At 62.6% G+C, this 26,660-nt stretch carries 29 protein-coding genes and 2 pseudogenes; 20 read left to right on the forward strand and 11 right to left on the reverse strand.

Features of this window, described 5'->3' with window-relative positions; translation table 11 throughout:
* Positions 1-4: 4 nt before the first annotated feature.
* The 5 genes from sctN to BM133_RS23620 all read left to right on the forward strand — a co-directional run bounded on the left by sctN (position 5) and on the right by BM133_RS23620 (position 5,106).
* Positions 5-1,336, forward strand: coding sequence for a type III secretion system ATPase SctN (gene sctN, locus BM133_RS23600; RefSeq protein ID WP_093439118.1), 1,332 nt, complete (start codon positions 5-7; stop codon positions 1,334-1,336).
* Positions 1,337-1,343: 7 nt separating this feature from the next.
* Entirely contained in the window at positions 1,344-1,862 is a 519-nt protein-coding gene (locus tag BM133_RS23605; protein WP_093439121.1) for a hypothetical protein, read from the forward strand.
* Positions 1,855-2,658, forward strand: coding sequence for a type III secretion system export apparatus subunit SctT (gene sctT, locus BM133_RS23610; protein ID WP_093439123.1), 804 nt, complete (start codon positions 1,855-1,857; stop codon positions 2,656-2,658). The genes BM133_RS23605 and sctT overlap by 8 nt, the downstream gene beginning before the upstream one ends.
* Positions 2,659-2,932: 274 nt before the next feature.
* Positions 2,933-4,414, forward strand: coding sequence for a helix-turn-helix domain-containing protein (locus BM133_RS23615; protein ID WP_093439126.1), 1,482 nt, complete (start codon positions 2,933-2,935; stop codon positions 4,412-4,414).
* Between the two features lie 26 nt (positions 4,415-4,440).
* Positions 4,441-5,106, forward strand: a complete 666-nt coding sequence (locus BM133_RS23620) for a lytic transglycosylase domain-containing protein (RefSeq protein WP_256219325.1) — start codon at positions 4,441-4,443, stop codon at positions 5,104-5,106.
* On the opposite strand, the gene BM133_RS23625 is transcribed toward BM133_RS23620, so the two are convergent.
* A complete protein-coding gene (locus tag BM133_RS23625) occupies positions 5,090-6,835 on the reverse strand; it encodes a sensor histidine kinase (protein WP_093439131.1) in 1,746 nt (581 codons plus the stop codon). The genes BM133_RS23620 and BM133_RS23625 overlap by 17 nt on opposite strands.
* Positions 6,836-7,021: 186 nt before the next feature.
* Between BM133_RS23625 and sctU the strand changes: the two genes are divergently transcribed.
* The 11 genes from sctU (at position 7,022) to BM133_RS23680 (ending at position 18,544) form a co-directional block, all read left to right on the forward strand.
* Complete coding sequence (gene sctU / locus BM133_RS23630) at positions 7,022-8,128, forward strand: type III secretion system export apparatus subunit SctU (RefSeq protein WP_093439133.1); 1,107 nt, start codon at positions 7,022-7,024, stop codon at positions 8,126-8,128.
* Positions 8,125-10,185, forward strand: coding sequence for a type III secretion system export apparatus subunit SctV (gene sctV, locus BM133_RS23635; RefSeq protein ID WP_093439136.1), 2,061 nt, complete (start codon positions 8,125-8,127; stop codon positions 10,183-10,185). The genes sctU and sctV overlap by 4 nt, the downstream gene beginning before the upstream one ends.
* Before the next feature lie 13 nt (positions 10,186-10,198).
* Positions 10,199-10,819 carry a type III secretion HpaP family protein gene (locus BM133_RS23640; RefSeq protein ID WP_093439139.1) on the forward strand — a complete coding sequence of 207 codons (621 nt, stop codon included), beginning with the start codon at positions 10,199-10,201 and terminating at the stop codon, positions 10,817-10,819.
* Positions 10,816-11,886, forward strand: a complete 1,071-nt coding sequence (sctQ, locus tag BM133_RS23645) for a type III secretion system cytoplasmic ring protein SctQ (RefSeq protein ID WP_093439141.1) — start codon at positions 10,816-10,818, stop codon at positions 11,884-11,886. The genes BM133_RS23640 and sctQ overlap by 4 nt, the downstream gene beginning before the upstream one ends.
* Positions 11,864-12,523 carry a type III secretion system export apparatus subunit SctR gene (sctR, locus tag BM133_RS23650; RefSeq protein WP_093439144.1) on the forward strand — a complete coding sequence of 220 codons (660 nt, stop codon included), beginning with the start codon at positions 11,864-11,866 and terminating at the stop codon, positions 12,521-12,523. The genes sctQ and sctR overlap by 23 nt, the downstream gene beginning before the upstream one ends.
* Positions 12,524-12,533: 10 nt before the next feature.
* Complete coding sequence (sctS, locus tag BM133_RS23655; protein ID WP_093439146.1) at positions 12,534-12,794, forward strand: type III secretion system export apparatus subunit SctS; 261 nt, start codon at positions 12,534-12,536, stop codon at positions 12,792-12,794.
* Positions 12,795-12,810: 16 nt separating this feature from the next.
* Positions 12,811-13,725, forward strand: a complete 915-nt coding sequence (locus BM133_RS23660; protein WP_143100199.1) for a hypothetical protein — start codon at positions 12,811-12,813, stop codon at positions 13,723-13,725.
* Positions 13,722-14,177 (forward strand): CesT family type III secretion system chaperone, encoded by a 456-nt coding sequence (locus BM133_RS23665; RefSeq protein ID WP_093439151.1) that lies wholly within the window; start codon positions 13,722-13,724, stop codon positions 14,175-14,177. Before BM133_RS23660 ends, BM133_RS23665 begins: the two co-directional genes overlap by 4 nt.
* Before the next feature lie 92 nt (positions 14,178-14,269).
* A complete protein-coding gene (locus BM133_RS23670; RefSeq protein WP_093439154.1) occupies positions 14,270-16,093 on the forward strand; it encodes an ATP-binding protein in 1,824 nt (607 codons plus the stop codon).
* Positions 16,094-16,223: 130 nt separating this feature from the next.
* The gene (locus tag BM133_RS23675; RefSeq protein ID WP_256219326.1) at positions 16,224-17,567 is read left to right on the forward strand and encodes a sigma-54-dependent transcriptional regulator; all 1,344 of its coding nucleotides are present in this window, start codon (positions 16,224-16,226) and stop codon (positions 17,565-17,567) included.
* Between the two features lie 404 nt (positions 17,568-17,971).
* Positions 17,972-18,544: a response regulator transcription factor gene (locus tag BM133_RS23680; protein ID WP_218158399.1), complete on the forward strand. Its 573-nt coding sequence runs from the start codon at positions 17,972-17,974 to the stop codon at positions 18,542-18,544.
* A 209-nt stretch (positions 18,545-18,753) separates the two neighbouring features.
* Here the strand turns inward: BM133_RS23680 and BM133_RS23685 are convergent, their stop codons facing one another.
* The 7 genes and pseudogenes from BM133_RS23685 to BM133_RS23705 all read right to left on the reverse strand — a co-directional run bounded on the left by BM133_RS23685 (position 18,754) and on the right by BM133_RS23705 (position 22,842).
* The gene (locus tag BM133_RS23685; protein ID WP_093439160.1) at positions 18,754-19,725 is read right to left on the reverse strand and encodes an AraC family transcriptional regulator; all 972 of its coding nucleotides are present in this window, start codon (positions 19,723-19,725) and stop codon (positions 18,754-18,756) included.
* 252 nt (positions 19,726-19,977) lie between these two features.
* The gene (locus BM133_RS34785) at positions 19,978-20,304 is read right to left on the reverse strand and encodes a P-loop NTPase family protein (protein WP_143100201.1); all 327 of its coding nucleotides are present in this window, start codon (positions 20,302-20,304) and stop codon (positions 19,978-19,980) included.
* 158 nt (positions 20,305-20,462) lie between these two features.
* A complete protein-coding gene (locus tag BM133_RS35230) occupies positions 20,463-20,942 on the reverse strand; it encodes an SDR family NAD(P)-dependent oxidoreductase (protein ID WP_177224925.1) in 480 nt (159 codons plus the stop codon).
* Positions 20,924-21,073 (reverse strand): annotated as a pseudogene (locus tag BM133_RS35785) (SDR family NAD(P)-dependent oxidoreductase); the annotation flags it as partial. The gene BM133_RS35230 and the pseudogene BM133_RS35785, both read right to left, overlap by 19 nt.
* A gap of 233 nt (positions 21,074-21,306) precedes the next feature.
* Entirely contained in the window at positions 21,307-21,504 is a 198-nt protein-coding gene (locus tag BM133_RS35370; RefSeq protein WP_218158400.1) for a hypothetical protein, read from the reverse strand.
* Positions 21,505-21,774: 270 nt separating this feature from the next.
* Positions 21,775-21,972 (reverse strand): zinc-binding dehydrogenase, encoded by a 198-nt coding sequence (locus BM133_RS23700; RefSeq protein ID WP_093439164.1) that lies wholly within the window; start codon positions 21,970-21,972, stop codon positions 21,775-21,777.
* 183 nt (positions 21,973-22,155) lie between these two features.
* The gene (locus BM133_RS23705; RefSeq protein ID WP_177224926.1) at positions 22,156-22,842 is read right to left on the reverse strand and encodes a TetR/AcrR family transcriptional regulator; all 687 of its coding nucleotides are present in this window, start codon (positions 22,840-22,842) and stop codon (positions 22,156-22,158) included.
* Positions 22,843-23,496: 654 nt separating this feature from the next.
* Here BM133_RS23705 and BM133_RS34790 point away from each other — a divergent pair.
* Positions 23,497-23,676 carry a hypothetical protein gene (locus BM133_RS34790; RefSeq protein ID WP_143100202.1) on the forward strand — a complete coding sequence of 60 codons (180 nt, stop codon included), beginning with the start codon at positions 23,497-23,499 and terminating at the stop codon, positions 23,674-23,676.
* Between the two features lie 79 nt (positions 23,677-23,755).
* On the opposite strand, the gene BM133_RS23710 is transcribed toward BM133_RS34790, so the two are convergent.
* Positions 23,756-24,253: a GNAT family N-acetyltransferase gene (locus BM133_RS23710; RefSeq protein ID WP_143100203.1), complete on the reverse strand. Its 498-nt coding sequence runs from the start codon at positions 24,251-24,253 to the stop codon at positions 23,756-23,758.
* A gap of 808 nt (positions 24,254-25,061) precedes the next feature.
* Here BM133_RS23710 and BM133_RS35570 point away from each other — a divergent pair.
* The gene (locus tag BM133_RS35570) at positions 25,062-25,301 is read left to right on the forward strand and encodes a hypothetical protein (protein WP_256219338.1); all 240 of its coding nucleotides are present in this window, start codon (positions 25,062-25,064) and stop codon (positions 25,299-25,301) included.
* A 69-nt stretch (positions 25,302-25,370) separates the two neighbouring features.
* Here the strand turns inward: BM133_RS35570 and BM133_RS35575 are convergent.
* Positions 25,371-25,693 (reverse strand): annotated as a pseudogene (locus BM133_RS35575) (DNA polymerase); the annotation flags it as partial.
* A 50-nt stretch (positions 25,694-25,743) separates the two neighbouring features.
* Between BM133_RS35575 and BM133_RS35235 the strand changes: the two are divergent.
* The gene (locus BM133_RS35235; RefSeq protein ID WP_177224927.1) at positions 25,744-25,896 is read left to right on the forward strand and encodes a hypothetical protein; all 153 of its coding nucleotides are present in this window, start codon (positions 25,744-25,746) and stop codon (positions 25,894-25,896) included.
* A gap of 98 nt (positions 25,897-25,994) precedes the next feature.
* Entirely contained in the window at positions 25,995-26,117 is a 123-nt protein-coding gene (locus BM133_RS35580; RefSeq protein WP_256219327.1) for a hypothetical protein, read from the forward strand.
* A 31-nt stretch (positions 26,118-26,148) separates the two neighbouring features.
* Here the strand turns inward: BM133_RS35580 and BM133_RS23720 are convergent, their stop codons facing one another.
* Positions 26,149-26,586 (reverse strand): Lrp/AsnC family transcriptional regulator, encoded by a 438-nt coding sequence (locus BM133_RS23720; RefSeq protein ID WP_256219328.1) that lies wholly within the window; start codon positions 26,584-26,586, stop codon positions 26,149-26,151.
* Positions 26,587-26,660 lie beyond the last annotated feature (74 nt).

Genomic DNA, 26,660 nt, shown 5'->3' on the forward strand with positions numbered 1-26,660 from the left:
AGGCATGGTGCCTCCTCCAACCGATCTCCTGCATTTCGCCAAGGCACTCGAAGCCGAATTGAAATACGAGTCAGTGCTCAAGCGCACGGGCAAGGTCTTCGAGGTGGTGGGCACGCTCATCCGCGCAAGCGGACTCGACGTCCGCGTGGGTGAGCTGTGCGATCTCGAGGATCAGCGCGGCCGCCGTTTCCAGCGTGCGGAGGTGGTCGGGTTCGGCAAGGGCGGCGCGGTACTGTCTCCTTTCGGTGGCCTGACGGGCGTCAGCGACACGACGCGCGTCGTGGGCACCGGCAAGCCGTTGTCGGTGCGCGTGGGGCCGCAGCTGCTGGGCCGCGTCATCAGCGGCCTTGGCGACCCTATCGACGGCAAGGGCCCCATCGTCGGCGGCGAAGATCGTCCAGTGTTTGCCGATCCTCCGAATCCGATGCGCCGCGCGATGATCGAGCACCCATTGCCCACGGGCGTGCGCATCATCGACGGACTGATGACTCTGGGCGAAGGCCAGCGCATGGGCATCTTTGCGCCGGCCGGCGCCGGCAAGAGCACGTTGATGGGCATGCTGGCGCGGGGTGCCCAGTGCGACGTCAGCGTGATCGGGCTGATCGGCGAGCGGGGCCGCGAGGTCCGTGAATTCATCGAGTTCATTCTGGGCGCCGAGGGGATGGCGCGCTCCGTGGTGGTGTGCGCAACGTCCGACCGTTCCTCGATAGAGCGCGCCAAGGCGGCGTATGTGGCCACCGCCGTTGCGGAGTATTTCCGGGACCAGGGGCAGAAGGTGTTGCTGATGATGGACTCGCTCACCCGTTTTGCCCGCGCCCAGCGCGAGATCGGCCTGGCCGCCGGCGAACCGCCAGCGCGAAGGGGATTTCCGCCCTCGGTGTTCGCAGAACTGCCGCGACTTCTGGAGCGCACGGGCATGGGCGAGCGCGGGTCGATCACGGCGCTGTACACGGTGCTTGCAGAGGACGAGAGCGGCGGCGACCCGATCGCGGAGGAAGTGCGCGGCATTCTCGACGGCCACATGATCCTGTCGCGCCGCATCGCAGCAAAGAACCAGTACCCGGCGATCGATGTGCTCGGCAGCCTCAGCCGGGTGATGACCCAGGTCGTTCCCGGGCAGCACGTGGCAATGGCATCGACGTTGCGCAGCCTGATGGCCAAGTACGACGAGGTCGAGATGCTGTTGCAGGTCGGCGAATACAAGCCCGGCAATGATGCGCAGGCCGACATGGCCGTCGAGCGCATCGAGGGCATCCGCGCGTTTCTGAACCAGGCCACCAGCGACTTGCGGCCATTCGACGATACCTTGGCGCACCTCGCGTCGCTGGTGCAATGAGGCGCGCATGGTAGATCCTCAGATCCGCAGCCTGCGCGTGCTTGCGGGCATTCGCCGTCGGCGCGGCGACGAGCTGGAGAAAGCGCTTGCGACGCAACGAGCCGAATTGACGCGCTGCTCGGAGGAGTCCCAGGCTACTCGGCAAAAACTCGCCGAGTGCGAGGAGGCACTCTCGCAGGCTGCGGTGCAGCGCTCGCAGCTCTATGACACGGCCTTCACGCCAGAGGGTGTGAGAGCGGCAGATCACGCGATGGACGTCGGAGCGGTTCGCAAGGCCGAGGCCGAGAAAGTGCTCAAGCGATGCGAGTCGAGCGAGCAGTGGCAGCAGCGGCAGGTGGTGGCGGCGCAGGCGGCGGTTCGCGCCAATGCCGAGCGCATCGACCGCTTCGACGCCCGCATCGCGCGGGCTTTGTCCGAAAAGCTGCAGGCGGAAGACGAAGCGGCCGATGAAGAAGCAGAGGAAATGGCGAGCGCCCGCATCGGCAGGCGGAGTTCCGTGCCGGGAGGGGCTGGCGAACATGCCTGAGTTGGATCTCGCGCACATGGGCTCGGCGTTCGGCGACGTGCTCAAGACGGTCGCGCTCTGCAGCATTCGGCTCTATGTGGTCTTCATGGTCTTGCCGGCCACAGCGGGAGAAGCGCTGCAGGGCATGGTTCGCAACGGCGTGGTGGTGTTGTTCGGAATGTTCATTGCCTTCGGTGCTTCCTGGCAAGGTGTCGACATGCTGACGCCGACGATGTGGACGATGCTGACTATCAAGGAGGCCATCATCGGACTGATGCTCGGCTTTGCGGCCTCTACGGTGTTCTGGGCCGCCGAGTGCGTGGGCGCGCTCATCGACACGCAGGCCGGCTACAACAATGTTCAATTGACCAATCCGCTGAGCGGGCAGCAGAGCACGCCGGTGTCCGACACGCTCTTGCAGCTTGTCATTGCCGCATTTTTCTCGATGGGCGGCATGCTAGTGGTGCTCAAGGCGATGTTCGAGTCGTTTCAGATCTGGCCGTTACTGTCGCCGCTTCCTTCGATGAAGGGGTTGTCCGAGGTCTTCTTCCTCAATGAGGTCGACAATCTGATGGCTACGACCGTGAAGTTCGCCGCGCCGGTGTTGTTGGTGCTGGTGCTCATTGACATCGGTTTCGGCCTCGTGACGCGCGCGGCCGACAAGTTGCAACCCAACTCCCTGTCCCAGCCGGTCAAGGGCGCCGTAACGATGCTGCTGCTTGCATTGCTGTCGGGCGTGTTCATCGCGGAAGCACGCCAGTTCCTGATCCCGATGGACCTGATGCCGCGTCTCCACAAATTGCTACCCGCCCGCTGACGTGCACAGCGGGGCGCATGCCCGCTTCTTCCGATCCTCACCTGACGAATGCCGTTTTTCGGTTGCGCTCGCTTGCGTGTTCGCACGGCCCGGCGGACCTCGCCGCGACACGCCATGTGACCGCGGTACCGCCTGCTCTCAAAGATGAGATTTTTTGCCTTTTCGGCGTCGCACGCTCCGTAACGAAACAAGGCTGAGCATTCATGAAATTGTTCGAGAGGCAGCACTTCTACGATGGCCTTTGCATTCATAAACACACAAAGAAAGAGTGTCGATGTTTTTCTTCATGTTCAGCGCGATGACCCGCGCTTGTGTTTCCACCACACTGCGGACCATGGTCCTCGACGGAGCGGCGCAGGATGCCGCCTCCCTCGCGCTCGAATCCCTGGAGGCGACAGGAGGCGTGCATGTAGGCGAGTCGGCGATGGAGCACGCCACGCTTGCAGCTGACCTGATGCTGGCACAGGATCGTGCCGAGGAGGCTGAGGATATCTACCGATTGGCGCTGACGGCCGCCATCTCGACTCAGCGCGGCCAAGTGCGTGTCGTCTCCTGCCGCAATATCGGATTCGTGAGCCTTTACCAGCGCCGCTATGGCGCCGCTGCCAACAGCTTCCAGCGAGTGGCGGAGGACGATGCCGCAACGTTGCCGCAGCAGATCGAGGCGCTTGCCGGCCTGAGTCTCACGCACCATGCGCTCGGCCGCAACGACGTGGCCTGCCAAGCGCTCGACGACGCAGCGCAGCGGCTTGCCAAGGCCGGCTCTTGCGATGCGCAGGTGGTCGAATCGCTGCATCTTTTTCTGCGGATCGTGCGCGTGGAGTTGGCGGCGCAATATGCGATTCGCACGAATGCAGCGCTTGCCGACCACATCTTCTGGCAATCGGAGTCCGCGTACGCCGGTGCACGCCCGGACGAGGTGGAACTGCTTGTCGACCTGAATGCCTGCGCGGTCGCGGCCGCAGGTCGGCCTTTGCTGGTGCAGCGCCTGGAACATCTGATATCGCTGGTGCGCGCAGGCATGGGCGATGCAGGCGCGCTCGATGCCGCGCACGGCCATCTAGCAAGGTTACGCAAGATGCACTTGGCCGGGCCGGAGCGGCAGTGCCGACTCGAGACAGCGCTCGTCGCCGTTGCCAACCGCAACGCGGAACTGACACGTAGCCTGCTCGAGCCCTTGTCCGGGCGACATGGAGAGGCTCCGCAGCGATGGAACTTCGAACTTTCCTACTGCCGCGCCAAGCTTTGCGAAATGACCGGACAGAGCGAGGAGGGTCTTCGGCACTATCAGCGGTATGCGCTCGAGTCGGCGATGTGCCTACGCAATGAAATGCAGGGACTTTTGCCCCGTGCGGCGATGAACGGTCGGACGATCGAGACGCGCGATGAAATGGAGCTTGCGCTGCCCGCGAAGTACCGCCGCGGCTACCGCTACCTGCTCGCGCATATGGACCGGGCCGACCTCAGCGTGCGCGAGATCGCCGAGCACGTCGGGGTCAGCGAACGCGCCGTTCAGTCGGCCTTTCGCACCCACCTTGGCATGACGCCTATCGAGGTGCTGCGGCGCACCCGTGTCGAACGTATTCGCCGCGACCTGCTGAACGCCGAAGTCTGCAGCCAGACCGTCATCGAGACCGCAGCGCGGTGGGGTATTCGCAACCGCTCCACGCTGGTGTCCTCGTACCGCAAGCACTTTCGCGAAACGCCCGCAGACACGCTGGCCCGCCGTGACATTGCGGTTCCGGTACAGGCTTGATCGGCGGTTCGGACATGCGATCGCACATGCGCCGGATCGGCGGGCTGATCCTGTCGTGGCACTGTCTCTTCTCGCACGCGGATGCGCAGCAGCAGCGTGGAGGTCTCATGCTCGAAACGGGCTGGCCGTCGCCGCGAGGCCAATTGGACATTGTGTCGACCTGCGGGCGGATGGTTCTCGAGGTGTGGCCTCCTGCCCGGGTGATCCCTCCGGACGCGGCGCCGATGCCCGATGTCGGATCGGCCCGGGGCGACGATGGGGTGTCCCGGCTGATTGACGAGGTGGCTGCGCTGTATGGTCACGAGGCGCCGTTGATGAAGGCCATCGTGCGCGTGGAGTCGAACTTCGATGTGCGCGCCGTGTCCCGCAAGGGCGCGGTGGGGCTGATGCAGGTTATGCCGGCCACCGCCTCTGGGCTAGGCGTCGCGGATCCGGCGATCCGCCTGCTCGAGCCGGGCGTCAACCTGAGAGCCGGGGCGCGCCACCTGCGGACACTTCGCGACCGCTATCCGCAACGGCTGGACTTGGCGCTCGCGGCCTACAACGCGGGTGAGGGGGCCGTGCAGAGATGGTCGGGCGTACCGCCTTATCCGGAAACGCGCCGCTATGTCGAATCGGTGCTGAGTTGGTACGGTGTCTATCAGGATTCCGGCGCGGTGCGCGAGCGGCGCTCGATCACGCGCTGCTCATGAGGGGGAGCTTCAGAAGCAGGGCGACACTTGGTCCAGGCTCTGTCTTGCACGTCAGCCGGCCGCCCACCTCGTTGGCAATTTCGGCGCAGAGCGTGATGCCGACTCGGGCGCGGACCAGCTTCACGTCGAGCGAAGCGTCGCCCAGGCTCAGCTTCATGCAGCAGGTCGTCGCGTCCCTGGCGATATGCGCGGACATTAGTTCATTGGGTGTTGTCATCCGGTTGGCCTCGATCAACAGGATATTCAGCAGCACGGCCAGCCGCTGCGCATCGACGTGGACCACGGTGCGCTGGGACGCAATGACCGTCAGTTTGCGTCCAAGGCCATGCCGCCAGAGGGAAGCGTCCTCCCATGATTGGGCGATGGCCCGTTCGAGATCTACCTCGCTGGGTTGAGGGGCTGCGCGGTATGAGAACATCTTGAGTTGACGTACCAGCGAGGATGCGGTGTCGATCTGTTCGACGACTTCCCGCAGATCCCCGCCCAGATGCAGTGGCGAGGTGGCTGGATCGGCGGCGTCGATCAGCCGCCGCAGCGTGGTGCGTGCGGCCCCGATGGGCTGGGCGAGCGCGTGATGGACCTCCGAGATCAGCCGGCCGATGACGTCCAGCCTCTGGACGTGCACCGGCACGTCCTCGCGAAGGCTGCGGCGGCGTTCCGCTTGGCGTTGGGACTCGCCGATGTGGCGCCGCAGCTGGTCGAATTCGGTTTGCACGCGCGCGTTGTCGTGCTCGGCCTGGCGCATCCACCACAAGGCTTGCTGATGGTCGCCGATGTGCGCGTAAACAGCGGCCAGACGGCGTTCGGTCGCTGCCAGATGAGACTGGTTTTGCGCCGCGCGCAGCTTACTCACGGCGCTCTTGAGGCACAGCACACTGCGGTGGGCGCGGCCATGCCCCAGGTGATAGTCGGCCAGCCCCAGCATGGCGTGCGTGCGATACCGTTCGCTCCAGCGGTTGCGGCGTGCCGCACCGATGCCGATCACCGCGGCTAGTCGCGCCGCGTCCATGTTGCCAAGCCGCATCTGGATGGCGAGCCACATCTGGAGTGCTGCCGGATCGGCTTGTGGCAGCAGATCGGGAAGCTCTTGGGCCGCGGCGGCACGACGGGACAGAACGGACGCCTCGGCTTCTCGCTGCGGCATTCCCTTTGGGGTGGGACTCTCCGCGAGGGTCAGGTGGATGCCGGCTGCGTTGACCCGCGCAGAGAAGGCGCCGGCTTGGCCGTTCGGCACACGTTCGAACAGCCGGGCGGCTCTTTCCAGGTGTTCGAGTGCGGTCCTGTGGTCTGCAAGCATCTCGAAGATGACGGCTTGGTTGTGCACCAGCTTAGCCTGCTGGCCGAGGTTGTTATCTGCTTCGGCGAGGGCGAGGGCACGGATTGAATGCTTCAGGCCATGGACCACGTCGCCTGTCTCGATGCATGTGATGACGCAGTAGTTGAGAGCTTGTCCCAGCCGCCGCACGTCGTCGCAACGCCGAAGGACAGCGCTCGCCTCCAGAGCCGACTCGTATGCGAGGGTGTAGTCGAAGCGCCTGTACGCGTAGTGCGCCTGCAACAGCAGCGCTTGCCCGAGCACGGCGTCGCCGGCTTCCTCGTGGCGGGCGCAGATGACTGCCTCCGACGAGAGTCGCATGCCTTCGAGCAGGTCGCGGCCGCCGGCAGCGGCCGATGCCAGCAAATCTATCGAAGTGTCGACGCAGGGCGGATCGGAGTGAGAAAACGTCATGAGGTGATACCGGGCGAGCAAGGTTGGAGCCCGACGCGGAGCTTGTCAAGGCGCGGCCGATCAGCGGTGTGCATCGCGTTACCGCACGTGGCTTCGCTGCCGCAGCCTTGTCTCGATACGGTGCGCCCTAGGCTCGGGCAGCGATGAGGTTCGGCGCGAAAGCGAAGGCCGCCCGCCTGTTCTTTCATGAGCACCAGCTGCGCACCGATCCCAATGTCCGACGAGAAAACCGAAAAGCCAACTGAGCACAAGCTGGAAAAGGCCCGCGAAAAAGGCGAGGTTGCCAAGAGCCAGGACGTAGCGGTTGCCGCATCGATGCTGGGCGTGGTGATTGTCCTGGATGCAACGGCCGATTCCATCGTCGAGCGGCTGCATATGGTGCTGCGGCTGGCGCTGGACTTCGGCAACGGCGACCTGCCGATCTACGAGATATTCCGCCGGATGCAGGACATGGCACTGCAGCTGCTCATCGCCATCATGCCGCTGGTTATAGCTGCCGCCATATTTGCGGCGCTCGGGCTGATGTCGCACATCGGCCTGCGCATATCGATGGAAGCCGTGGCGCCCAAGCCGGAGAAGCTCGATCCGGTCGCGGGGACCAAGAAGCTCTTTTCAGTGAAGTCGCTGCTGACGTTCCTGATGATGCTGACGAAGGCGGTGATCATCGGCACCGCCGTCTGGCAGGTGATCCTGATTTTGTTGCCGCTGATCGGCGGCTCGACCTATCAGTCTGTTGCCGGCATCGGCACCATTGCGTGGTCCGCACTGACCAAGATGCTGATGATCGGGCTCGTCCTGTTCATCGCACTGGCACCGGTGGATTTCGCGATACAGCGCTGGCTCTTCATGAAGGACCAGCGCATGTCCAAGGACGAAATCAAGCGCGAGTACAAAGGACAGGAAGGCGATCCCCAGCTGAAGGGGCAGCGAAAGCAATTGCAGCGCGAAGACGCCCAGGGGCCGCCCGCGAAGAAAGCGGTGGCAACTGCCAGTGCGGTGGTGGTCAACCCGACGCATTTCGCCGTGGCGATCCGCTATGCGGCCAATGAAAACGGACTGCCGATCGTCGTGGCCAAGGGGGTCGACGAGAGTGCGCTGATGATCAGGAAGTTCGCGGAAGAGTTCGGCGTGCCCGTATTCGCAAATCCGCCGCTCGCTCGCGCGCTGCACAAGCTGAACACGGGCGCGGCCATTCCCGCGGAGCTATTCGAGGCCGTGGCCGCGGTGTTGCGCTGGGTCGACCGCCTGGGCGGCACGCCAGGTGATCGCGGCACGAAGGGAGGCGCATCATGAGTCGAGCCGCGGTCCGACCCGCTCGCAAGAAGAAAGGGTACGGAGAAGAACTGGGCACGTTGCTGGCCATCGTGGCCATCCTCGCGCTGATAGTGTTCCCCCTGCCGACCCTCATGATCGACATCCTGCTCGGGGTGAATATCACGGTCAGCGTGCTCTTGCTGATGGTGGCGCTATACATCCCGAATGCGGTGGCACTGAGTTCGTTTCCTTCGCTGCTGCTCTTCACGACGTTGTTTCGGCTGGCGCTGAACATTGCTTCCACCAAGCTCATCCTGCTCAATGCGGACGCGGGGCATCTGATCGAGGCTTTCGGCAACCTTGTCGTCGGGGGTAACCTCGTGGTGGGGGTCGTGGTATTCCTGATCATTGCGATCGTCCAGTTCATCGTGATCGCGAAGGGTTCCGAGCGGGTAGCCGAGGTGGGTGCCCGGTTCACGCTCGATGCGATGCCGGGCAAGCAGATGAGCATCGACGCCGATCTGCGTGCCGGGCATTTGACAGGCGATGAAGCTCGCCTTAAACGCGCCCACCTAGCGATGGAAAGCCAGTTGCATGGCGGCATGGACGGTGCCATGAAGTTCGTTAAGGGCGATGCCATCGCGGGCCTGGTGATCACCGCGATCAATTTGCTGGCAGGGATCGTAATCGGCATCACGTACCACCATATGCCGGCGGCGGAAGCTGCCAATGTGTTCGCGGTGCTTTCGATCGGCGATGCTATGGTGTCGCAGATCCCGTCGCTGCTGATCTGCGTCGCTGCGGGCGTGATCATCACGCGTGTGGCCGACGACTCGAAGAAGCCCAAGGCGTTGGGCGCCGAGATAGCGAGCCAGATGACGTCGAACCCGCAGGCCCTGTACCTGGCTGCTGCGTTGCTTTGCGGTTTTGCGGTGGTGCCGGGGTTTCCGTGGTTCGTGTTCCTCATACTCGCCGCGGTGCTGGCGTTTGTCGGCCGCAAGGTGCAGATGCGCCGGCAATCCGACCCTGAGGCCAGCCCGTTCAAGGGGCTGCAGCGCGAAGGCGCCAAGGGCGAGGCCAGTGGCATCGAGGACGCCCCGGCCGCGTTCAGTTGTCCGCTCGCTGTGACCTTGTCGGGATCGCTCGCGGACTCGCTCGATTCCGAGCTTCTGGGCTCCGCCTTCGAGAAGGAACGCAACTCGTTGCAGGAGCAACTCGGCCTCCCGTTTCCAGGCATCCGGCTGTGGCGGCTACCCGGCATGGCCGAGGATGGGTATGGCGTTCTGGTGCATGACGTTCCCACGGCAGAAGGGGTGTTGTTGCCGGGAAAGCGCCTGGTCGTGAACCCCTCGGCCGAAATACAGGAGCGCTGCGAGCCCGCGGGACCTGCGGGGGGAGAGGCCGTGAGCCACTGGCTTGCGGATACAGAGGCATTACAGGCCGCCGGCGACACGGTGCTGTCGCACGAGCAGGCCGTTGCCCGTCATGCTGTGATGGTCCTGCATGACCAGGCGCATCTCTTCCTTGGCATCCAGGAGGTGCAGTGGGTGCTGGAGCGGGTCGGGGCGGACTATCCGGGCCTGGTCGCCGAGGCGCAGAAAGTGCTTCCGCTGCAGCGCATCTCCGAAGTGCTCAGGCGCCTGCTCGAGGAACAAGTGCCGATCCGCAACATGCGCGCCATTTGCGAAAGCCTCATCGTCTGGGGGCCGAAGGAAAAGGACATCCTCATGCTCACAGAGTACGTTCGAGGCGACCTGGGCCGTTACCTGACGCACCATGCCACGGGCGGAACCGGCGTGCTGTCGGCCGTGCTACTGGACCCGGCGACCGAGAAAATGATTCGTGAGGCGATCAAGCCAACCCCAGCCGGCAACTACCTAGCGCTGCCGCCCGATACCATGGGAGCAATTGCAAAGAACATCGCGGACCTCGTAGGCACGCAGCCCCAGGCGGGAGTGGCGGTGGTGACGTCGATGGACATCAGGCGCTACGTACGCCGCATCATCGAAACCGACATGAGGTGGCTGTCGGTGTACTCGTTCCAAGAACTCGGCTCGCGCGTGAGGCTGGAGCCGGTCGGCCGCGTGTCGGTCTGAAACTTCGCCTGGCATGTCGACGCGCACGCACCGCCCCGCACCCATACCGGCGCCCCTGGTCGGCCAGACCGCGCGTCCCGCGGGCCCGGGGGGCGTGACGCAGAGATTCTCCGATCTACTGCGACAGCGCCGCGTGCTCGGGTTGCCGCCGGACCTCGATGCGCAGGAAGAGCCGGCCGAGGAACTTGCCGCGATACCGCCGCAGCCACCGCCCACGCAGAGTTCGGGCGGCTCTCCCGAAGTCGACGATGCCGAGCCTGACGTCGCCGCGCCCGAGACGGCCCCCCCGGACCCGTTGCTCGCGCCGCAACCGCTGCTCGCGCCGCAACCGCCGGCCGATGCGCCGTGGACAGCGCTGGTACGTGACGTCGCACAAACCGTTGCGACGTTCTGCAACGACCGCGCGGTCGCGCAAACCGGCGACTGGCAGGTGCAGATGCTACTGCGCGCCGACGTTGTTGCCGGCACGACGCTGCATCTGTCGCTTTCGTCGCATTGGTTGGTTCTTCGCTTTTGTTCGCAGGACGCGAAAGTTCTCGCCCTATTGTCCGATGGGCGGCGGGACCTGATCGACTTTCTCGAGACGTCCCTTTCGCGCAAGCGCGAGATATCCATCAGCTTCGACCCCTCATGAATCTATCCAGTGCCGTCATCGCCCCGATCGCCGATCGTCTGGCCCGCGTGGACGCGGCGGCCGCGGCCGCGTCGCAACTGGTGCACAACCGTCGGCTGCGCAGCGGCTGGCGGCTCGAAGTCGCGGGGGTGGATTTCGAGCCGATGGCTCATCGGCCCGTCTTCGCTGTGTATCGCCTATCGCTGGAGACTCTGGATGGCACCGTGGAGGCGTACCTGAGCGCACCCGCCTTTCCTTCGCTCGCGGTGGCGGCGCCCGGCGTCATGGCAATCACGCCCGCTCTTCAGCAACTGGCGGCCGAAGCACTATTGCAGCCACTTGTCGAGGCACTGGAAGCGATCGGAATGCGCGGCGTTCGCGTGGTCGCGTTCGTCTCTATGCGCGACCGCCACGAAGAGCTTCCGTCCGCAGGGTGGGTGAGCCTGCACCGCGAGGGGCGGGCCATCGCTGGATTCATCTTCACGCGATTGCCGCAATCCGTTTGCCTGCAGTTACAGACGCGCTTGGCCCCCGCGCGCTTCTTCTCGCGTCTGGCGCCCGTATTGTCGATGCCGGGGCGCGTGACGTTGTCCAGCCGGGACCTGCGTCGCTCCCTGCTGGCCACGCTGTGCCTGGGCGATGTGCTGCTGCTGAATTGGGGGCTCGAAGACGCCAGCGCCGCGTGCAGTGTGGCCTTCGGGGCTCGTGCTGGAAGGCGTTGGCGTGCGGGCGCGACAGTGGACGACTCATTTCTAACGATTCAAGGAGCAGGAAAGATGATCGACGAAGACGATGCGCTCGCCCATGAAGGCGACGAGCGTGGCGAAGCGGCAGGAGTGTCGTTGCCGCACGATCTCGATGTGCCCGTGCGCTTCGAGATCGACACGGTGGCGCTGCCGCTGTCAGAGATCGAAGCGATGGCACAAGGCTACGTGATCGAGCTTGCGGCGCCGTTGTCCAACGCCGTCGTCAAGCTGGTTTCCTGCGGCCGCGTGATCGGTACCGCCGAACTGGTATCCGTTGGCGACCGCCTGGGCGCCCGCATCACTCACATGAACACCCACAATGCAGCCCGGCGCTCAGCTTGAAGTCGTCCCGCTGCTGGTGCTCGTGTTCGCGATCGGCTTGTTGCCGTTCGCCGCGATGATGGTCACCTCCTACACCAAGATCGTGGTCGTACTGGGCTTGGTGCGCAATGCACTCGGTGTGCAGCAGGTGCCGCCCAATATGGTGCTCAATGGCATTGCGATGATCATGTCCGTCTACATCGTCGCGCCGATGTTCATGGATTCGTTCGATGCGCTGCAGCGCCAGCAGAACGAGCCCGCCGGCGGGGGCCGCCAGATGGCGCAGGTGCTGGAGTCCGCGCGCGAACCGGTGCGCCGTTTTCTGAGCAAGCACGCGCACGAGCGAGAGAAGGCGTTCTTCCTGAAGTCGGTGTCAGCGATCTGGACACCTGAGCGAGCCAGGCAGGTGAAGCCCGACGACCTCATGATCCTTGCGCCGGCCTTCACTCTGTCCGAGTTGACGGAGGCCTTCAAGATCGGGTTCCTGATCTACCTGGCCTTTATCGTCGTGGACCTGGTCATCGCCAATGTGCTGCTGGCGTTGGGCCTGTCGCAGGTGACGCCTACGCAGGTCGCCATTCCTTTCAAGCTTTTGCTGTTCGTCGTGATGGACGGCTGGTCAATGCTTCTGCACGGGCTCGTGCTCACCTATCGCTAGGAGCCCTGCAATGGGAACGGAAGACCTTGCACGCGTAACCTCCGAGGCGATGCTCCTTTGCCTGCTCGTATCGCTGCCGGCCGTGATTGTGGCCGCAACGGTCGGATTGCTGATCGCGTTCGTGCAGGCGGTGACATCGCTGCAGGAACAGGCGATCGGGCAGGGGGCCAAGATGATCGCGGTCGTGATCACCCTGCTGGTTGCGGCCCCCTGGGGTGCGCGTCTGGTGCTCGAGTTCGCGCAGTCCATGATGCGCCTGGCCATGGCCTGACCGGGATGCTTGCGACATGAGTGCATCCTCGATGAAGGCGATGCGTGCAGCCGCTCTCGTGCATGCACAGCAGAACTCCGCACGGCAGGCCCAGGAGCATGCGAGGTCCATGGGGGAACTGATGACGCGCTACAAGGGCGCGACGATCCGCACCACTCTCGCGATGGTTCGTCCAGGGGGCATGGCGAGTGCGATGCTCGCGCGTTTGAAACCCCGTCCCCTCGCACGTCGGGGCGGGAGCGACTTGCGCGGCGCCAGTGCCGTGCTGGCGGGGAATAAGGAGGCAGGCGGGGTGGATGGCGACGAGGAAAGAGGCGCAAGCGCGCACGACGACGTCGCGGAAGAGGAGGGACCAGACGCTGGCGCAGGGCACGACAAAGACGCCGCGCCTCAGGACGATTCCTCCGATGGTGGCTCCAGCGAAGAAAGCGGCGATGGCGACCGCGACGGCGCGGCGCCGCGGCGCATGAAGGGACGCGTGCGTCCCGTCACGGCGGTGCGTGCGTTGTCGGGCATCGGGCCCGCTGGCACGCATGAGACCGACTGGGCAGTGGCAGCACTCGCAGCCGGTGGCGCCCCGGCGTTATGCCGGGCGGGTGCCTTCAGGTTGCTGCAGGTAGCCTGGGGGCCGGGCACGAAGGGCTGGCGGCGCCCCTGGCTTGGCACGGTGAGACAGATGCATGCCGCATCAAGCGCCGCGTTGTTCGAGGCGAACGGGTTCGCGGGGGTGCGCGACCTGCTGGTGACTCTCACGGCGCAGATGCCACCTCACCGGGCGTCCGCCAATGCAATGCGTCAGACCTTCTTCTGTTTGCTGCCGTTGGTCCTGTTCGACCTGCAGCGCCCGCGCACCACCTCGCAGCGCCGGGACTTACTGATACGCTTGGCCATGTTGGTCCGACACAACCCGCTGGGCGAAGGGACGGCATGACGTACGAACGGTATGAAGAACTTGTGAACGAGTTCTGCACGACCACGGAGCTCGGTGACCCAAGGGTCGTACTGGAAACGAAGACGTTGGAAGTCGAGGGATTCACAGTCCTGATCGATCACTTCGAGGACGATCCCGACGCAATCTATATGCAGTTCGATTACGGGATCGTGACAGCCGGACGAACGTTGCGCATTTTTCGCATGATGCTCGAATCGAACTTGTTGGTCTACGCACAAGACCAAGCGCAACTGGGCGTGAATCCGGAAACCGGGGGCGTGTTGCTCATCCTGCGAGTGCCGATGACGGAGGACATCGATGGCGCATGGTTCGCGGACACGCTTGTGCACTACGCTGAGCACGGGCGCTACTGGCGCGATCACATGAGCAGCGCGATCGATGACGTCTTCGAGGGCATCGCATCGGGCGAGTATGCGTGGCTTCGAGCATGAAAGTTTGCTAGGCTCGGGATCATTTTCTTCGGCGATGCGCCAGATGCGCTCTTGTGCAGCCATCGCGGTCTTGCCCTCTCACCGTGACATCAGTGTTCGCGCCCCTTGGGGACAAGAAGGACCGTCCGTCCCTTTGGCCCTACCTTCCGCTGAAGGAGGGATTGCCCGCGAGTGTGGACGCGTGCCTTTCGATGGCGAGCGCTTGCGCCAGGATCGATGCAGACCGGGCGCGGCGCCTCGTGGCGCAGGCGATTCGGGCTACGGAAGATATGGTCGAAACGACGCTGCTGCTGTGCCTGCAGCGTGCTGCGGAGATTCTGCTGAAGCTGGGCGATGCCTGCAGCGCGTATGCGATGTGCCTGAAGGCTCAGCCCATGCTCGAACGCCTGGACGACCGTTGGGGGGCCACGCATGTGCTGAAGCTGCGCGGCCGCTGCTGCATGGAAGTCGGCGAACACGATCTGGCGCAGGCTCTGTTGAGCGAGGCGGTGGACCGCTTCGACCGGATGGGGCGCGTTGTCGAATCGGCCAGCTGCCGATCGCTGCTTGCGACATCCTATCAGTGCGAGGGCAATTATCTCGCGGCGGTCCACGTCGCCAAGCGTGCTCGCGCCGAGCGCCGTGCCGCGCCTGCACCACTCGGCCAACGCCTCGATGCGGTCGAGGCCTCAGCGCGGCTGCAACTCTCGCGTCGACTTTCCGGAAACGGTGCCATCGCCCTTTCGATGGCAGAGTTGGATATCGCATCGGCGATATTGCCAACGGTCGATGAGGTCGATTCCTCCGAAGGGCCGCAGGCAGCCTTGGTGCTGGACTTGAAGGCGAAGATCGCACGGGAACGCGGCAACAGTGCAGCGCGGCGAACGGCGCTCGCGCACATGCTGGCGCTTGCCCGGCGGCTCTGTGATCCTGGCACAACAGGCTTGGCGTGGCTGCGGTCTGCGCAGTTGCAGTTCGAGCAGCGGCGTTTCGGCGCAGCCCTCAGCGAGGCGAGGCGCGCCGTCCGCTGGCTTTCGCAAGGCCTGCGCTCTCCCAAGCTGCCGCAGGCCCAGCGCCTAGTGGCGCGCATTCTCGAGCGAACCGCCGACAGCCGCGGCGCCTACGAGGCTTTCTGCGCGGCATTGCGGCATGAAGCCACGCGGGCTTCTCACAGCTTGTCTGCGCGTCTTGCCCTGCTCGCCTTGCACGACAAGTCCGAACAGCAACTGCGCGAGTCGGAACAGACCCTTGCCTACGCGCAGCGATTTTCCAATGTGGGGTATCTCGTGGCGAGTGTGAACCATGAACTCAACCAGCCGCTGGCATCGATACGCTTGCTGGCCGAGACGACTATGGAACTCGCGACCCACGGGCATGTTGACGAGGTCCACCAGAACCTGCGGTCTATGCACCAGATCTGCGGCCGCCTGACCGACGTGACCTCGAAGCTCGCGGCCTTTCCTGTGAGAGAGAACTCGCCGCTGCAAACGTTGGGACTGCGTGCCGTGGTGGAAGAGGCCCTGGCGCTTCTGCAGTCGCGGTTCGCACAGACACCGTGCGAGGTACAGGGATTGCGCGAAGAGGTGTATGCGAAGGCTCATGAGGAACAAGTCCTGCACGTGGTCGTGAACCTGGTCAACAACGCCATCGATGCGATGGCGGTGCAGGACTCTCGTGTCATCCGCTTCACATGCGTAGCGGGTATAAGCACGTTGACACTGACGATCAGCGACAATGGCCCGGGCATTCCCTCGGATATCCACGGTCGCCTGTTTCATCCGTTCTTCTCGACAAAACCGGCTGGGCAGGGACTTGGCCTGGGCCTGGCGCTTTCGCGTGACGCATTGCGCGCGATGGGCGGCGATCTCAAGGCTAGGAACGGATACTCGTCCGGCGCCTTCTTCGACATCACGCTGCCGCATGTGCCGTACCCATGAGTATCCAGCGTCGCCGCGGTGCCCGTTCCCTCTCATGCGATGGCGTGCGACCCGCCCGAGAACCGATTTGAACTTGAACTTGACCCCCTCTCCTGTCGAGGCTCAGCCATCGGCCCGCGAGTCCCGGCGCGTGCTGATCATCGAGGATGACCCGCCATTCCGCCAGGCGGTCCAACGCTCCCTCGAACTGGCCGGCTTCGAGGTGATTCCCTTCGGCAATGCGACGACCGCCATCGACTATCTGGGCGCAGAACCCGTGTCGGCCGTGCTCACAGACCTGCGGCTGCCCGAGGGGGGCGATGGCCTGTTCGTCCTAGACAAGGTCAAGGCCATCGATTCGGAGTTGCCCGTACTGCTGATGACGGCGCATGGAGATATTCCGACGGCAATTCACGCGATCCGCTCGGGTGCGTATGAGTTTCTGGAAAAGCCGTTCAGCCGCGAGCGCTTGCTGGCCGTGATCACCCGGGCGGCAGACCGCCATACGCTGGTGCTCGAGAATCGCCAACTCAAACGACAGCTTGCAGCGGCTTCGGGCATCGGCAAGATCATCCGGGGCGAGAGTGCGCCGATGCGCGAACTGCGCGACCTCGTGCTGCGAGTGGCCCCCACGCCCGCGGACGTGCTGGTGCAGGGCGAGACCGGCACCGGCAAGGAACTGGTCGCGCGTTGCCTGCACGATTTTTCCCGCCGCATGGGGAATTTCGTTGCAGTCAACTGTGCCGCTATTCCGGAGAGCCTGTTCGAGGTGGAATTGTTCGGCCAAGAGTCAGGCGCGTTCAACGGCGCCGACAAGCCGCGCATCGGAAAGATCGAGCATGCAAAGGATGGCACCCTGTTTCTCGACGAGATCGAAGCCATGCCGCTGGCGATGCAGGGCAAGGTGTTGCGGGTGCTGCAGGAGCGCGAGATCGAGCGGCTTGGCAGCAACAAACCCATCCCGGTCAACTTCCGCATCGTGGCGGCGACCCGAGCCGACCTCGGCGACCTCAGCAACCGCAACCTCTTTCGGGCTGAGCTGTTCTACCGACTCAATGTGGTCTCGCTACGCATCGCGCCGCTGCGCGACCGGCTCGGCGACGTGATTTCCCTGCTCGAAGTGTTCCTGCATCGGGCGGCCACCCTTTACGAGATGCCGATGCCGTCGTTGACGGCCGAGCATCACGAGATGTTGCTCGGCTCCGCTTGGCCAGGTAACGTGCGCGAGCTCAAGAGCTGCGCTGATCGCCTCGTGCTCGGATTGCCTCTCTTCGTCGACGGCCGTAACGCGGGCTCGCCGACCCGCTCTTTCGAGGAGTCGATGAAGATGATCGAACGCAGCCTGCTGCAGGCTGCGCTGCGGCGTCATGGCGGTTCCGTGCGATCGATGGCTGCGGCTTTGAGCCTGAACCTCGCCACGGCATATCGCAAGACCAAGACGTTGAACATCGACCTGGACGAATACAAGCGCGAGGGCGGAGGCGAAGCCGCCTGAAACTGCCGAAGAACATGGGGTGCGCAAGCCCAAAATCTCACGGATGAGATGCTCCAACTCATGAATTCTCGATCGAGAGAAAGTTGATTTGCGACGGCGTATTTTTTAAATCAAATCTCAAGATTTACACGCGCCGAACTGTTGTCGCTACCAGATTGCTGCCTTAAGCTTCTCGTAAAGCAGTTGCGTTATGGATGCCTGCTGGCGTCTGAACGACTGATAGCTGCTAAGGCAAATATTGGTTAGTGGGAGGACATCTTTTGGAAAGAGCGAGTATCTTGATGGCGGATAGCGCGGGCCGCGAGCGTCTTCAAACCACTTTGGCTTCGGTGGGGTTCGACGCAGTTGGTTTCCCAGACCTCACGCAATTGATGCGCGGCTGGCGCCGAGTGGAGAGCCGCCTGATGCTCATCGACGTCGACGGCCTCTGCGACGATTGGAAGCAGGTAATGAGTCAATTGCGCCAGCAGTTGCCAGGCCTCTCGGTCATCGTCGGTACAGGAGAAACACCGAAGTCGGCATCCATTGCCCTGGATGCCGGTGCGGATGAGTTCGTGTCCAGACCCTGGATTGCGGCCGAACTGTCTGCGCGCGTGCACGCCGCGCTGCGCCGTGCCGACGGCCCGCATCGGCAGAGCATGACACTGACCTGCGGGTGCTGCAGGCTGGACGTGGCGGGGCGCAAGCTGGTGACTGCGAGCCGGTCAGTTGAACTCACGGGCCGCGAGACCGCGCTCGCCCGGATGATGTTTCAGTCGGTGGGTGGAGTCGTTTCACGCCGCGCGCTGGCCCGTATCTGGGAGATGGAGGAAGACCTCGCGAGTCGATCCATAGAGCAGCACATATACCAGTTGCGGCGAAAGATCAGGCTCTGCGCGGGCGCCGACGTCACGCTGCGCAACGTCTACGCAAGAGGCTACCAGCTTGAAAGCATGGCGGCTGCATCTGGAAACATGAAGTCCTCCGTACCGGGGTAAGTCGATAAAATCGGGCACTGAGAGATGGTTGCCGCGCCGCCTCTGTGCCTGTCCGAAACCATGAAACAAACCCTTCAGGCCCGCGCCTCGGTGGCCGGCGATACATCGACCGACGACAACTGGATTCACACGCTGAGTTCCAGCAGGAAATGCGCTAGCGTGACCTGAGCCACAAGTGATAAGGACTTCGCCCTCGATCCCCCGAGAATTCATTGCGCATCGACGTCCTGGGGAGGAGTTGGGGAAGTTGCCTCAAAGCTGCCGAGTCGCAGACGACTCTGCCTGCGGAATTCCGTCGGCGTCATTCCCTTGATGCGCAGAAACTGCCGATTAAAGTTGGCAAGGTTGCTGAAGCCGGCCGCACGGCAGATCACCTGGACGATCTCGCCCGATTCCATCAGCAAATAGCTGGCGCGGGTCACGCGCGCCTGATTCAGGTAGCCGGGAAAGCTGCAGCCCGTGCAGCGCCTGAAGAGTCGTCCGAAACGACCGATGCTCATGCCCAGTTGGGCAGCGATGCCCGCAGCGGTAAGGGGCATGGCAGGGTCATTGGCGATCCGGGCGATCAGTTCATGAATCGCATGCAGTTCGTCAATTCCGCTTTCTTCTGTGCGTGTGTTCGACAGCAGACGATAGGTGGCGCATTGCGAGAGTTCCGCCAGAAACTCGCACAATAGCCAGAGGCGTTTGAGCCCGCGTGCCGCCTTGATCTTGAGCCAGTGCCGCTCGGCCATCGGTCCCATGCCGAAAAACTCGATGCCGTGGCGCGCCCGCCTGAGCATGCGCGCAGCCTCATGCATCTCCGGGAATTTCAGTGCGGCTTCGAGGGTCGCCTCGGGCAGAAACTGGATCACCCGATCACGAAGCATCACTCCCGCCAGCGGTGCATCCAGCGAGATCCAGTTATGCGGCAGCCTTGCGCCACAAAACACGAGATGGCCTGGCTCGAACGGCCCGATCCAGTCGCCGACGAAAGCAGTTCCAGAGGTCGCGACGATCAGATGCAGTTCGAACTCCTCGTGGGAATGCCATCGGACGAGCGGTGTAGGAAATCCGTGTTCGAGGCATGTCACCGGTCCCACATCTTCTTGCAATTCGTAGCCCATTGCCGGAAGGCGCGATGGTTCGATTTCTATCTCAGGCAGCAGCCTCTGCAATATCGGCGATGAAGGGAGTGGCATGCGGGACGATGCAAAGCGCCATGCGCTGGTTGGTGCAGACGACCACGTCGGTCGTGGTGCGATCGCATGCATCGTCTTCGATGTGGCTTGCGCTCAGGTGATCTGCGACGAAGCCACGTCAAGACTGGCGAAGAGCCGATGTTGTGCGGCCCGGACGGGTGGGGCAATTCACTTGCAGCGCGCGCTCCCGTTCGGCATCAAGCCGTTTCGGCAGGGCCCTAGGAACGTACCGGGCACTAGCCCGGTACTCTTTCATTCAAAGGGCCAACTCACGAACTTCGGGAGCAAAGTCGGACTCGTGTCTTCGAAAAAGCGCGGTGATGCGTTAGGCGCCGCATTGGGCAGGCCTCGTGTGTGCGTGGAAGCTGTTCGCAGCGAGCCCCCGATCAGACGAATTTCCGCGCCGGCGGGCGTCTCGATCCCCGCCTGCAGCATCAGTGCCGTTGTCTTGTCCGATCCAGCGGGACGGAGCAGAGATGGATACTCGCCTTCCTGCGCAGGGAGATCGAGCTGTTCGACGACCTGCGAGAAACCGTCGTAAGGCCTGCAGATTCGATCGAAGATGGTGGTAGCGGACATGAATGATCTCTTTCTCGAGGTTTGCAATCTGCTCATCGTCTGCGAAATGGCGGTGGTCTTCTGAAGTGAGTCGCTCGATAGAGGCGCCGAAAGACGCTTGCTTGTGCCGAATTCCGTCTGGTGCATGCATCATGTTGCGCAGCAGGTCTGCTGCGCGGCTATGAAAGCATTTCAGGATGTCGAACGACGTGTCCCGCCGGCAGGTCAAGCTGGATCGGATCGGCATTCACTCGCGCATTCAAGAGTGCCAGGTCATTGGCCATCTCTCGCGTCAACGCGGCCAATGCCGATTTTGAAGTGGCATATGCCGAACCTGCAAAACGGTGAACGCAATGGCCCGCGATCAAGCACAAGTTGACCGCGGCACCACGTGCGTTGGACAGTTCTTGAGCGCATCCTCTGGTCAGCACCAAGGGCGCATAGAAATTGGTGTTGTACATCGATTGCCGAGCACCAAGACCGGTAGTGAGCGATTGACGCGAGTGCCGCTTGGGCCTGTGGGCGAAGTGTCGGCATTCTTGATCGACGCATGCAGCTTGGTGCTCGCCGGCAACGGCCGCGAGGCTTCCACGGTCTTGAGAATCTGCTGCGGATCGACCAAGTCCAGCGAAATGTGGGTGTTGCCGCTCGCGCTCCATGGGCACTCGCTGGGCGGAACTGTGCGCGAGACCGCGATCACTCGCCAGCCAAGCTGCCGAAATCGCTGGGCAGCGGCGTGCCGTATGCCACGGCTGGCACCGGTCACGATGGCGGTCTTTGTTTCCGACATGGAACTTGTCGTCCCTCGATGATTCAGGCCAGCCGGTTGATGACGATCGACTTGAGGTCCGGCAATGGACACGGCGTTGGGTGCTCTTGCAATGTCTCATTGTCTTGCCTTGAATAACCTCGAGCCTCGTTGGACGATTGAATCGAGGCGGACCGCTTGAAAAAAATGTTTTGTGTGCGTGAAGCAGTTTCATGCGAACTGGGGAGGTCTCAGAAGCATCAAAGGTGTCCGGTTCAGCCATTGGACATCCTCTCGAACTTCAGCCGCTGCAGCAACTGAATCGCTTTTAATGGCCTCACCATCACTTTGAACCTAATGATCTGTGTGCCCTCGGAGCAGAAGTTCATGATGTCAACCCCATTGATCTTGATGCCTTCGATCTCGGTTTCGAATTCGAGGACGGCAGATCTTCCGCCTTGCCATTCATTCATTCATTCATGTAGCGAAAGCTAGGCTGCGTCAATATCGAAATGGCGCTGTCCAAGTACCTGAACGCAATTTCGCTCCCATGCTACGGCGTATGTAGCACCGGACTTTCGAACACGACTCGGGGTGAAGCAGTCGAAGCAGGCGCGCGGAGTCCTTGGACTCCACGTACGCATGCCAAGCATCCAAAGCATCGTTCATCGCGGTTTTCACATAAGGTTCGGAACCTTGCCGTTGCCAGCGAGTTCCTGCAGGCCGCGTCGATTGGGACAGAGTCATTGCTGCCGTTCTTGTCGGATGCACAGGATGATCTTTCCGACATGCTTGCCGGCTTCCAGGTATTTGTGCACGAGGGCGGCGGCGTCCAGCCAGAAAGTCTTGTCAACGCACGGCTTGACTGCATCAGTCTCAAGCCATGACCGCGCCGCCGCTTGGATATCCAATGAGTTCAGGTGGCCTCCGGTTGGCTTCATCGCGCAGGAGGCCCGACGCCGCCAGATTGACGCAGAGCGCGAAATCTATCCGCTATTATTTACACTGTCAATCTAATGGTCGCGCATGCAACTGGAACCCGCAGGGAGCGGTTGGCGAGCGATGGGGCCGCCGGGTCGGCGAAGCGTCGTGACGAGCGGACGAGTTCCGGTTGCTGTCGCGCGTTACCGTGCAGCCGGTGTATCTCGACGTTTGGAGGAGAGCGGTTCGACCGCCGCGTTGGCGGCCGTCCTCTTTGGGGTCGCCGATGTCGCGCGTGCCGGCCGAAGCCCGCGCGTGATCCAGGAGAAGTAGTCTTGACACTTCTTGTCGAATTGCTCCCTCGTTGTGCGAGGACGCCCGGTCATGCGCAATACGATCAGGCCGTGAAGCTCCGCAAAGAACATGTAGCCGAGTTCTTGCGCGTCACCCTCCAAATGGCCCTGTTCGATGAGCTTTTCCACGTAGGCATAGTTGACGTGCAATGTTCTAGCGTTGGCGCGAACAAGCTCCGGGTACTCATCTTCATCGGACTGGTACATGTCGAAGATCAGCCGATAGGACTCCGGCTCGTTGAAGGCGAAGTCGACGCACGCTTTCAGGTGGGCTCCGGTCCAAAGGCGCGCATCCTCGCATTCCGTTTTCTCCAGCTTTTCGCAGAGTCGGTTCAGTATGGATGCGCGAACCAGGGCAAGGATCTCTCCCTTGTTCTTGAAGTACGTGTATGGCGTGGTCGGACTGCAGCCGAGCGCCTTGGCGAGAGAGCGCATTGAAACGGCATCGACGCCACTGCGAAGAAACTGACGTTCCGCCTCTGCGCACAGCCTGGCACGGAAGTTGTGAATCTCGGCTTCCGATAGCGGAGTAGGCATGATGAGGATATTCAGAAGGCTCGGGCGGCCTGTGCGCCGCATGATACACATTGTAAGACAGCAACGCTTCATCCGGCCCCGGGACTTGTTTTGTTAGCTGAAGCGCGAGCGGTCATGAGGCGATAGAAGTTCGCCGTCCTCCGGACATGCTGTGAGCGAAAACCCTGCAACGCTAGGTGTGGCCTCGAATGCGCCGACTCACTCTCGAACGCTTCAGGGTAAGCAAGAATTCACTGAATATTTACAATTTTATTGTTCAATCAAGCCTGATCCGCTGTTCTATGTGAAGGTGACAGACTTCTACCGCGGGGTGAGTCGTGCGCTCGCACCGAAGTCAAATGCGATGTTCATCGGCAGCTCCTTCGGACCTGACGGCGCTGGTAGTCAAGCAGGCACGAGAGCTGTGCTTCAAGGGTGGCTTTGTTCGTCTTGACCAGGCATGGTTCGACGCGATGGCAAAAAGTCCTGGACGGCCGCGGCTCGATGGAAGGCGCCATTGGCGCGCTTCCTTCCAGGATGTTGCTACGCGCGCTGCGCAAACGCTCACGCAGCGCTTCAAGAAGGCCCATTCAGCGGGCATCGCAACGTGGGAGGCATCTTTGAACTGCACCGCAGTCCAACTCATCGCTGGTGCCATAGAAACTGGCAGCCACCATGAGCGACGCAACGGCCATTCGCGCTCACCTGGACCCGGCCGCAGAACAAATTCTCGGCGTTGCGAACCCCGCCGAAGTTGCTTGCGTTGACGATAGAGGCGCATCGACGGCCGGCGTCTACATCGCCGTTATCGAGGGCGGCAAGGCATTCTCCAAGACAACAAGAGACTTCAAGTAGCGGCAACTGCGAAACAAGACGGACCCGCCCGGGCCGACGCTCAGCGCCACGGCCATGATGGAGCTCAAGATAAGGCCTATCAATTGCCAGTGGACACGAAACTAGGTGACCTCCCAGCGGACTTTCTCAGGAAGTCCTTTGCATCAGGAGGTGAGAGATACATGCTATTACTGTCCCAGTTTCCATTGCGTCGGAATCCGAAGTTTTTATAGACATCATGCGAGTTGGAGAATTCAAGGAACTCCAGGTCAACCCGGCCTTCTCGGCCCTCGCGCATCGCAAGCTGCACTGCCTGCTCGATGGCCTTTCTACCCACACCCTTTGTACCGGGAAGCGACATGAGTCCGTGAAGCTTGACGCCATCGTCGCCAGGAGTGCCATCTGGCGGCACGGACATGGACATCATGCCCGCAGGTTTTCCGTCGACATGAATTATGAAGTTCCTGTTCCCGACCATGTGCCTATCGAGGACCGTCAAGCATTGTGCAATGCGGGTATTGTGAGCCTTGTCCACATCGGACAGACGACCTAGAAATCCCTTCTTCTGCTTGTACATTCCGTTTAGCTGTTGCTTCATGTTCCCAATTTCCCTACGGAACTTGAATTCGTCACGGACCTCCCTCGTCTCGGTTTCGGATTGCTGCGATGCTGCGAACTGAGCGTGGGTCGGGTGCAAAGGCGCGGTGGTCGGTATCGACGTCGGCCTGCTTTGTACGGCCCCCACGTGCAGCGACGATGATGGGCGGGTCGATGCAGCCGCGGTCGGGCGGTGGGAATGGGAGGAGGCCGCCGCAGAGTTTCCGCTGTTGTAGATGGTCGTCTGTGGCTGCGAGTACGGACGTCCTTGTGGCCGGACCGACGGTCGCGGCCATCCATTGTCTTGCTTCTGCGGCTGCTCATAGAGCGGCGGTGGAGGCATGCGCCCCCCTGGCCCGACACCGGTGGAACTTGCCCCCTGAAAATGCCTGGGATCGGGCATGCTCACCGCGTCCGGTACGAACTGATGCGCCGGCACGGTGCTTGAAAGCGATGACCGCATGGACTCGTACGACGGCCAGGGGCGCTGAGGTTGGGGCTCTGGCATCGATACGTGCGAGTGGGTCGGCATGGTGGCGCGCTGGCTACCGGGCCTGAGGCTATCGGGAATTCCGTCGCTCGCCGACTGCGCTGGCTGGTTGTTCGCACGCCGAAATCCCGGTCTGAGGAAGTCGGGGTTCCCATCGGCTGGAGGGGCTGGTTTCGTCGGCCGGCCAGTGTCTGCCCGCAGGTGCTGGGGCGTCTCGTAGAGCGTCGACGACACGTTCGGCGGCTTCCCGTGCCGTTGGGACAGTTGATCCAGTCTCGTGTTGGCCACGCGGGGTGCCATTGACGGATTCCCAGGCTGCGTGGAGATCCGACTGGTCGGGCCCATGTTGGGCATGGTCGGCCGGATCACCGTTGGCAAGCCCGGACGCACTCCGGTCGGCACCGATGTGTGCGCAGGTGCAACGCCCGCTCGAAGCGCGGCAGGCAACATCTCGAAGGGTTTCAGTTTTGCTGACATGGTCAGGCTCCCGGAGGTTGACGGCAGCGTATCCCGGATGCGCTGCGCGCATGTCCTCGCGAACGATGCGACCGATGTCTAAGCGAAGCGGCGGGGCAGTGAGCCGAGACCCGTGCGCGGGCCCCCGGGCGCGATGCCTTCCGTGTATTCGGTGCGCTTTATCCCAGTTCGGACCCATGCCGACCTCGGCCACCAACGGCACTTTCAGCGACGCCACACGGGCCATCAACTTCGGCACCTTGCCGCGCGCCCAGTCGACCTCCGTCTCGGGCATCTCGAAAACCGGTTCGTCGTGCATCTGCATTACATGCAGTGGCCAGTCCCACTCGTCGATGGTGCGTTGCACTGCGAGCATGGCGAGCTTGATGAGGTCGGCGGCAATGCCGTGCATAGACGCATGACGGCCGCGCGTTCGGCACCGCCGCGGCGCGGTCCTTTTGGGCTGTTGATCTCGGGCGATTGGGAGCTTTGGCCAATGCGGTGAATCGAAACATTCGAGCCCGATGCCACAGGAGAAAAAGACCATGCCGCGAATCGGCTGCGCGCGACCGAGCTTGCTTGAAGAATTTGAGCAAGACATCACGAAGCTCGGCGACAAGAGCAACTTCTGCCATTCCAGCTTCAACTATTCGATGCGCGCCGAGGCGGGGCGAGCGCTGACGGCTACCGCGCGTTAGCCGAACTGGCTTCGCAGCGTGGCGCTCCTGATGAGATCGCCAGGGCATCGCAATCGATCGACAAGGTTCTGTTGATGCGCTCGACTTGGCGACCGCTCATGCTGATCGTGGGCGAGCGCGCTCGCGATTTGACGACGGAGGGTTGGCGCAGCCTGTTGCGCTTTCAGCAGGTGGCAAACCTCGATGCCCGGCGTGCGGCGGCACAATTTCCGCATCCTTGACGGGAAGCGCCCCGCCGTCCGACCGCGCCAGCTAGACCAGCGAAGCACTAGGCCCGCGCTCCATCAATGTAGACAGCACCATTTGCGTACGGGTGCCCGCGACGCCATCGACGTCATGGATGGTTGCCAACAGCGCCTCCAATGACTTCATGTCGCGCGTGCGTACCTTCATGAGCAGTCCGCAGTCTCCCGTCACCGTGTGCACTTCTTCGACATCGGGAAGGTCCGTGAGCGCGGCAATCTGGCGCGTGCGAGCAATGGTGTTCGTCATGACCTGAACAAAGCACAGCAAGGGTCGGCCCAGGGAGACGGCGTCCAGTTTGGCCACCGAGGCCAGGATCACCCTGTCTCGCTTGAGTCGCTTCACACGCTCGTGTACGGCAGGCGCAGACAGATGAAGCTGTGCCCCCAACTGCGCATAGCTTTGTGCGCAGTCGCTGGCCAGGAGGCTTAACAGCGTTCGGTCCACGGCGTCCAGCTTCGCAGCAGAGCGGTGCTCCTCCTGAACAGGGTTCGTACTTTTAGCCATGCAGAAGAATTCGC

Source organism: Variovorax sp. 770b2 (assembly GCF_900115685.1).
Classification (GTDB): Bacteria; Pseudomonadota; Gammaproteobacteria; order Burkholderiales; family Burkholderiaceae_C; genus Variovorax.

Bases quoted from the DNA above. Each gene is read 5' to 3' on its own strand.
- BM133_RS23680 (WP_218158399.1), top strand. From the start codon at position 17,972: ATGCTCATCGACGTCGACGGCCTCTGCGACGATTGGAAGCAGGTAATG.
- BM133_RS23700 (WP_093439164.1), bottom strand. From the start codon at position 21,972: ATGAAGCCAACCGGAGGCCACCTGAACTCATTGGATATCCAAGCGGCG.
- BM133_RS23685 (WP_093439160.1), bottom strand. From the start codon at position 19,725: ATGCCACTCCCTTCATCGCCGATATTGCAGAGGCTGCTGCCTGAGATA.
- BM133_RS34785 (WP_143100201.1), bottom strand. From the start codon at position 20,304: ATGTCCGCTACCACCATCTTCGATCGAATCTGCAGGCCTTACGACGGT.
- sctR (WP_093439144.1), top strand. From the start codon at position 11,864: ATGCAGCCCGGCGCTCAGCTTGAAGTCGTCCCGCTGCTGGTGCTCGTG.
- BM133_RS23615 (WP_093439126.1), top strand. From the start codon at position 2,933: ATGTTTTTCTTCATGTTCAGCGCGATGACCCGCGCTTGTGTTTCCACC.
- BM133_RS35235 (WP_177224927.1), top strand. From the start codon at position 25,744: ATGCCGCGAATCGGCTGCGCGCGACCGAGCTTGCTTGAAGAATTTGAG.
- sctU (WP_093439133.1), top strand. From the start codon at position 7,022: ATGAGCACCAGCTGCGCACCGATCCCAATGTCCGACGAGAAAACCGAA.
- BM133_RS35370 (WP_218158400.1), bottom strand. From the start codon at position 21,504: ATGAATGAATGGCAAGGCGGAAGATCTGCCGTCCTCGAATTCGAAACC.
- BM133_RS23605 (WP_093439121.1), top strand. From the start codon at position 1,344: ATGGTAGATCCTCAGATCCGCAGCCTGCGCGTGCTTGCGGGCATTCGC.
- BM133_RS35580 (WP_256219327.1), top strand. From the start codon at position 25,995: ATGCTGATCGTGGGCGAGCGCGCTCGCGATTTGACGACGGAGGGTTGG.
- BM133_RS23625 (WP_093439131.1), bottom strand. From the start codon at position 6,835: ATGACGTTTTCTCACTCCGATCCGCCCTGCGTCGACACTTCGATAGAT.
- BM133_RS35230 (WP_177224925.1), bottom strand. From the start codon at position 20,942: ATGGAGCGCGAGCGGCAACACCCACATTTCGCTGGACTTGGTCGATCC.
- sctT (WP_093439123.1), top strand. From the start codon at position 1,855: ATGCCTGAGTTGGATCTCGCGCACATGGGCTCGGCGTTCGGCGACGTG.
- BM133_RS23665 (WP_093439151.1), top strand. From the start codon at position 13,722: ATGACGTACGAACGGTATGAAGAACTTGTGAACGAGTTCTGCACGACC.
- BM133_RS23710 (WP_143100203.1), bottom strand. From the start codon at position 24,253: ATGAAGCAACAGCTAAACGGAATGTACAAGCAGAAGAAGGGATTTCTA.
- BM133_RS23705 (WP_177224926.1), bottom strand. From the start codon at position 22,842: ATGCCTACTCCGCTATCGGAAGCCGAGATTCACAACTTCCGTGCCAGG.
- sctS (WP_093439146.1), top strand. From the start codon at position 12,534: ATGGGAACGGAAGACCTTGCACGCGTAACCTCCGAGGCGATGCTCCTT.
- sctN (WP_093439118.1), top strand. From the start codon at position 5: ATGGTGCCTCCTCCAACCGATCTCCTGCATTTCGCCAAGGCACTCGAA.
- sctQ (WP_093439141.1), top strand. From the start codon at position 10,816: ATGAATCTATCCAGTGCCGTCATCGCCCCGATCGCCGATCGTCTGGCC.
- sctV (WP_093439136.1), top strand. From the start codon at position 8,125: ATGAGTCGAGCCGCGGTCCGACCCGCTCGCAAGAAGAAAGGGTACGGA.
- BM133_RS23660 (WP_143100199.1), top strand. From the start codon at position 12,811: ATGAGTGCATCCTCGATGAAGGCGATGCGTGCAGCCGCTCTCGTGCAT.
- BM133_RS23640 (WP_093439139.1), top strand. From the start codon at position 10,199: ATGTCGACGCGCACGCACCGCCCCGCACCCATACCGGCGCCCCTGGTC.
- BM133_RS34790 (WP_143100202.1), top strand. From the start codon at position 23,497: ATGAGCGACGCAACGGCCATTCGCGCTCACCTGGACCCGGCCGCAGAA.
- BM133_RS23620 (WP_256219325.1), top strand. From the start codon at position 4,441: ATGCGCCGGATCGGCGGGCTGATCCTGTCGTGGCACTGTCTCTTCTCG.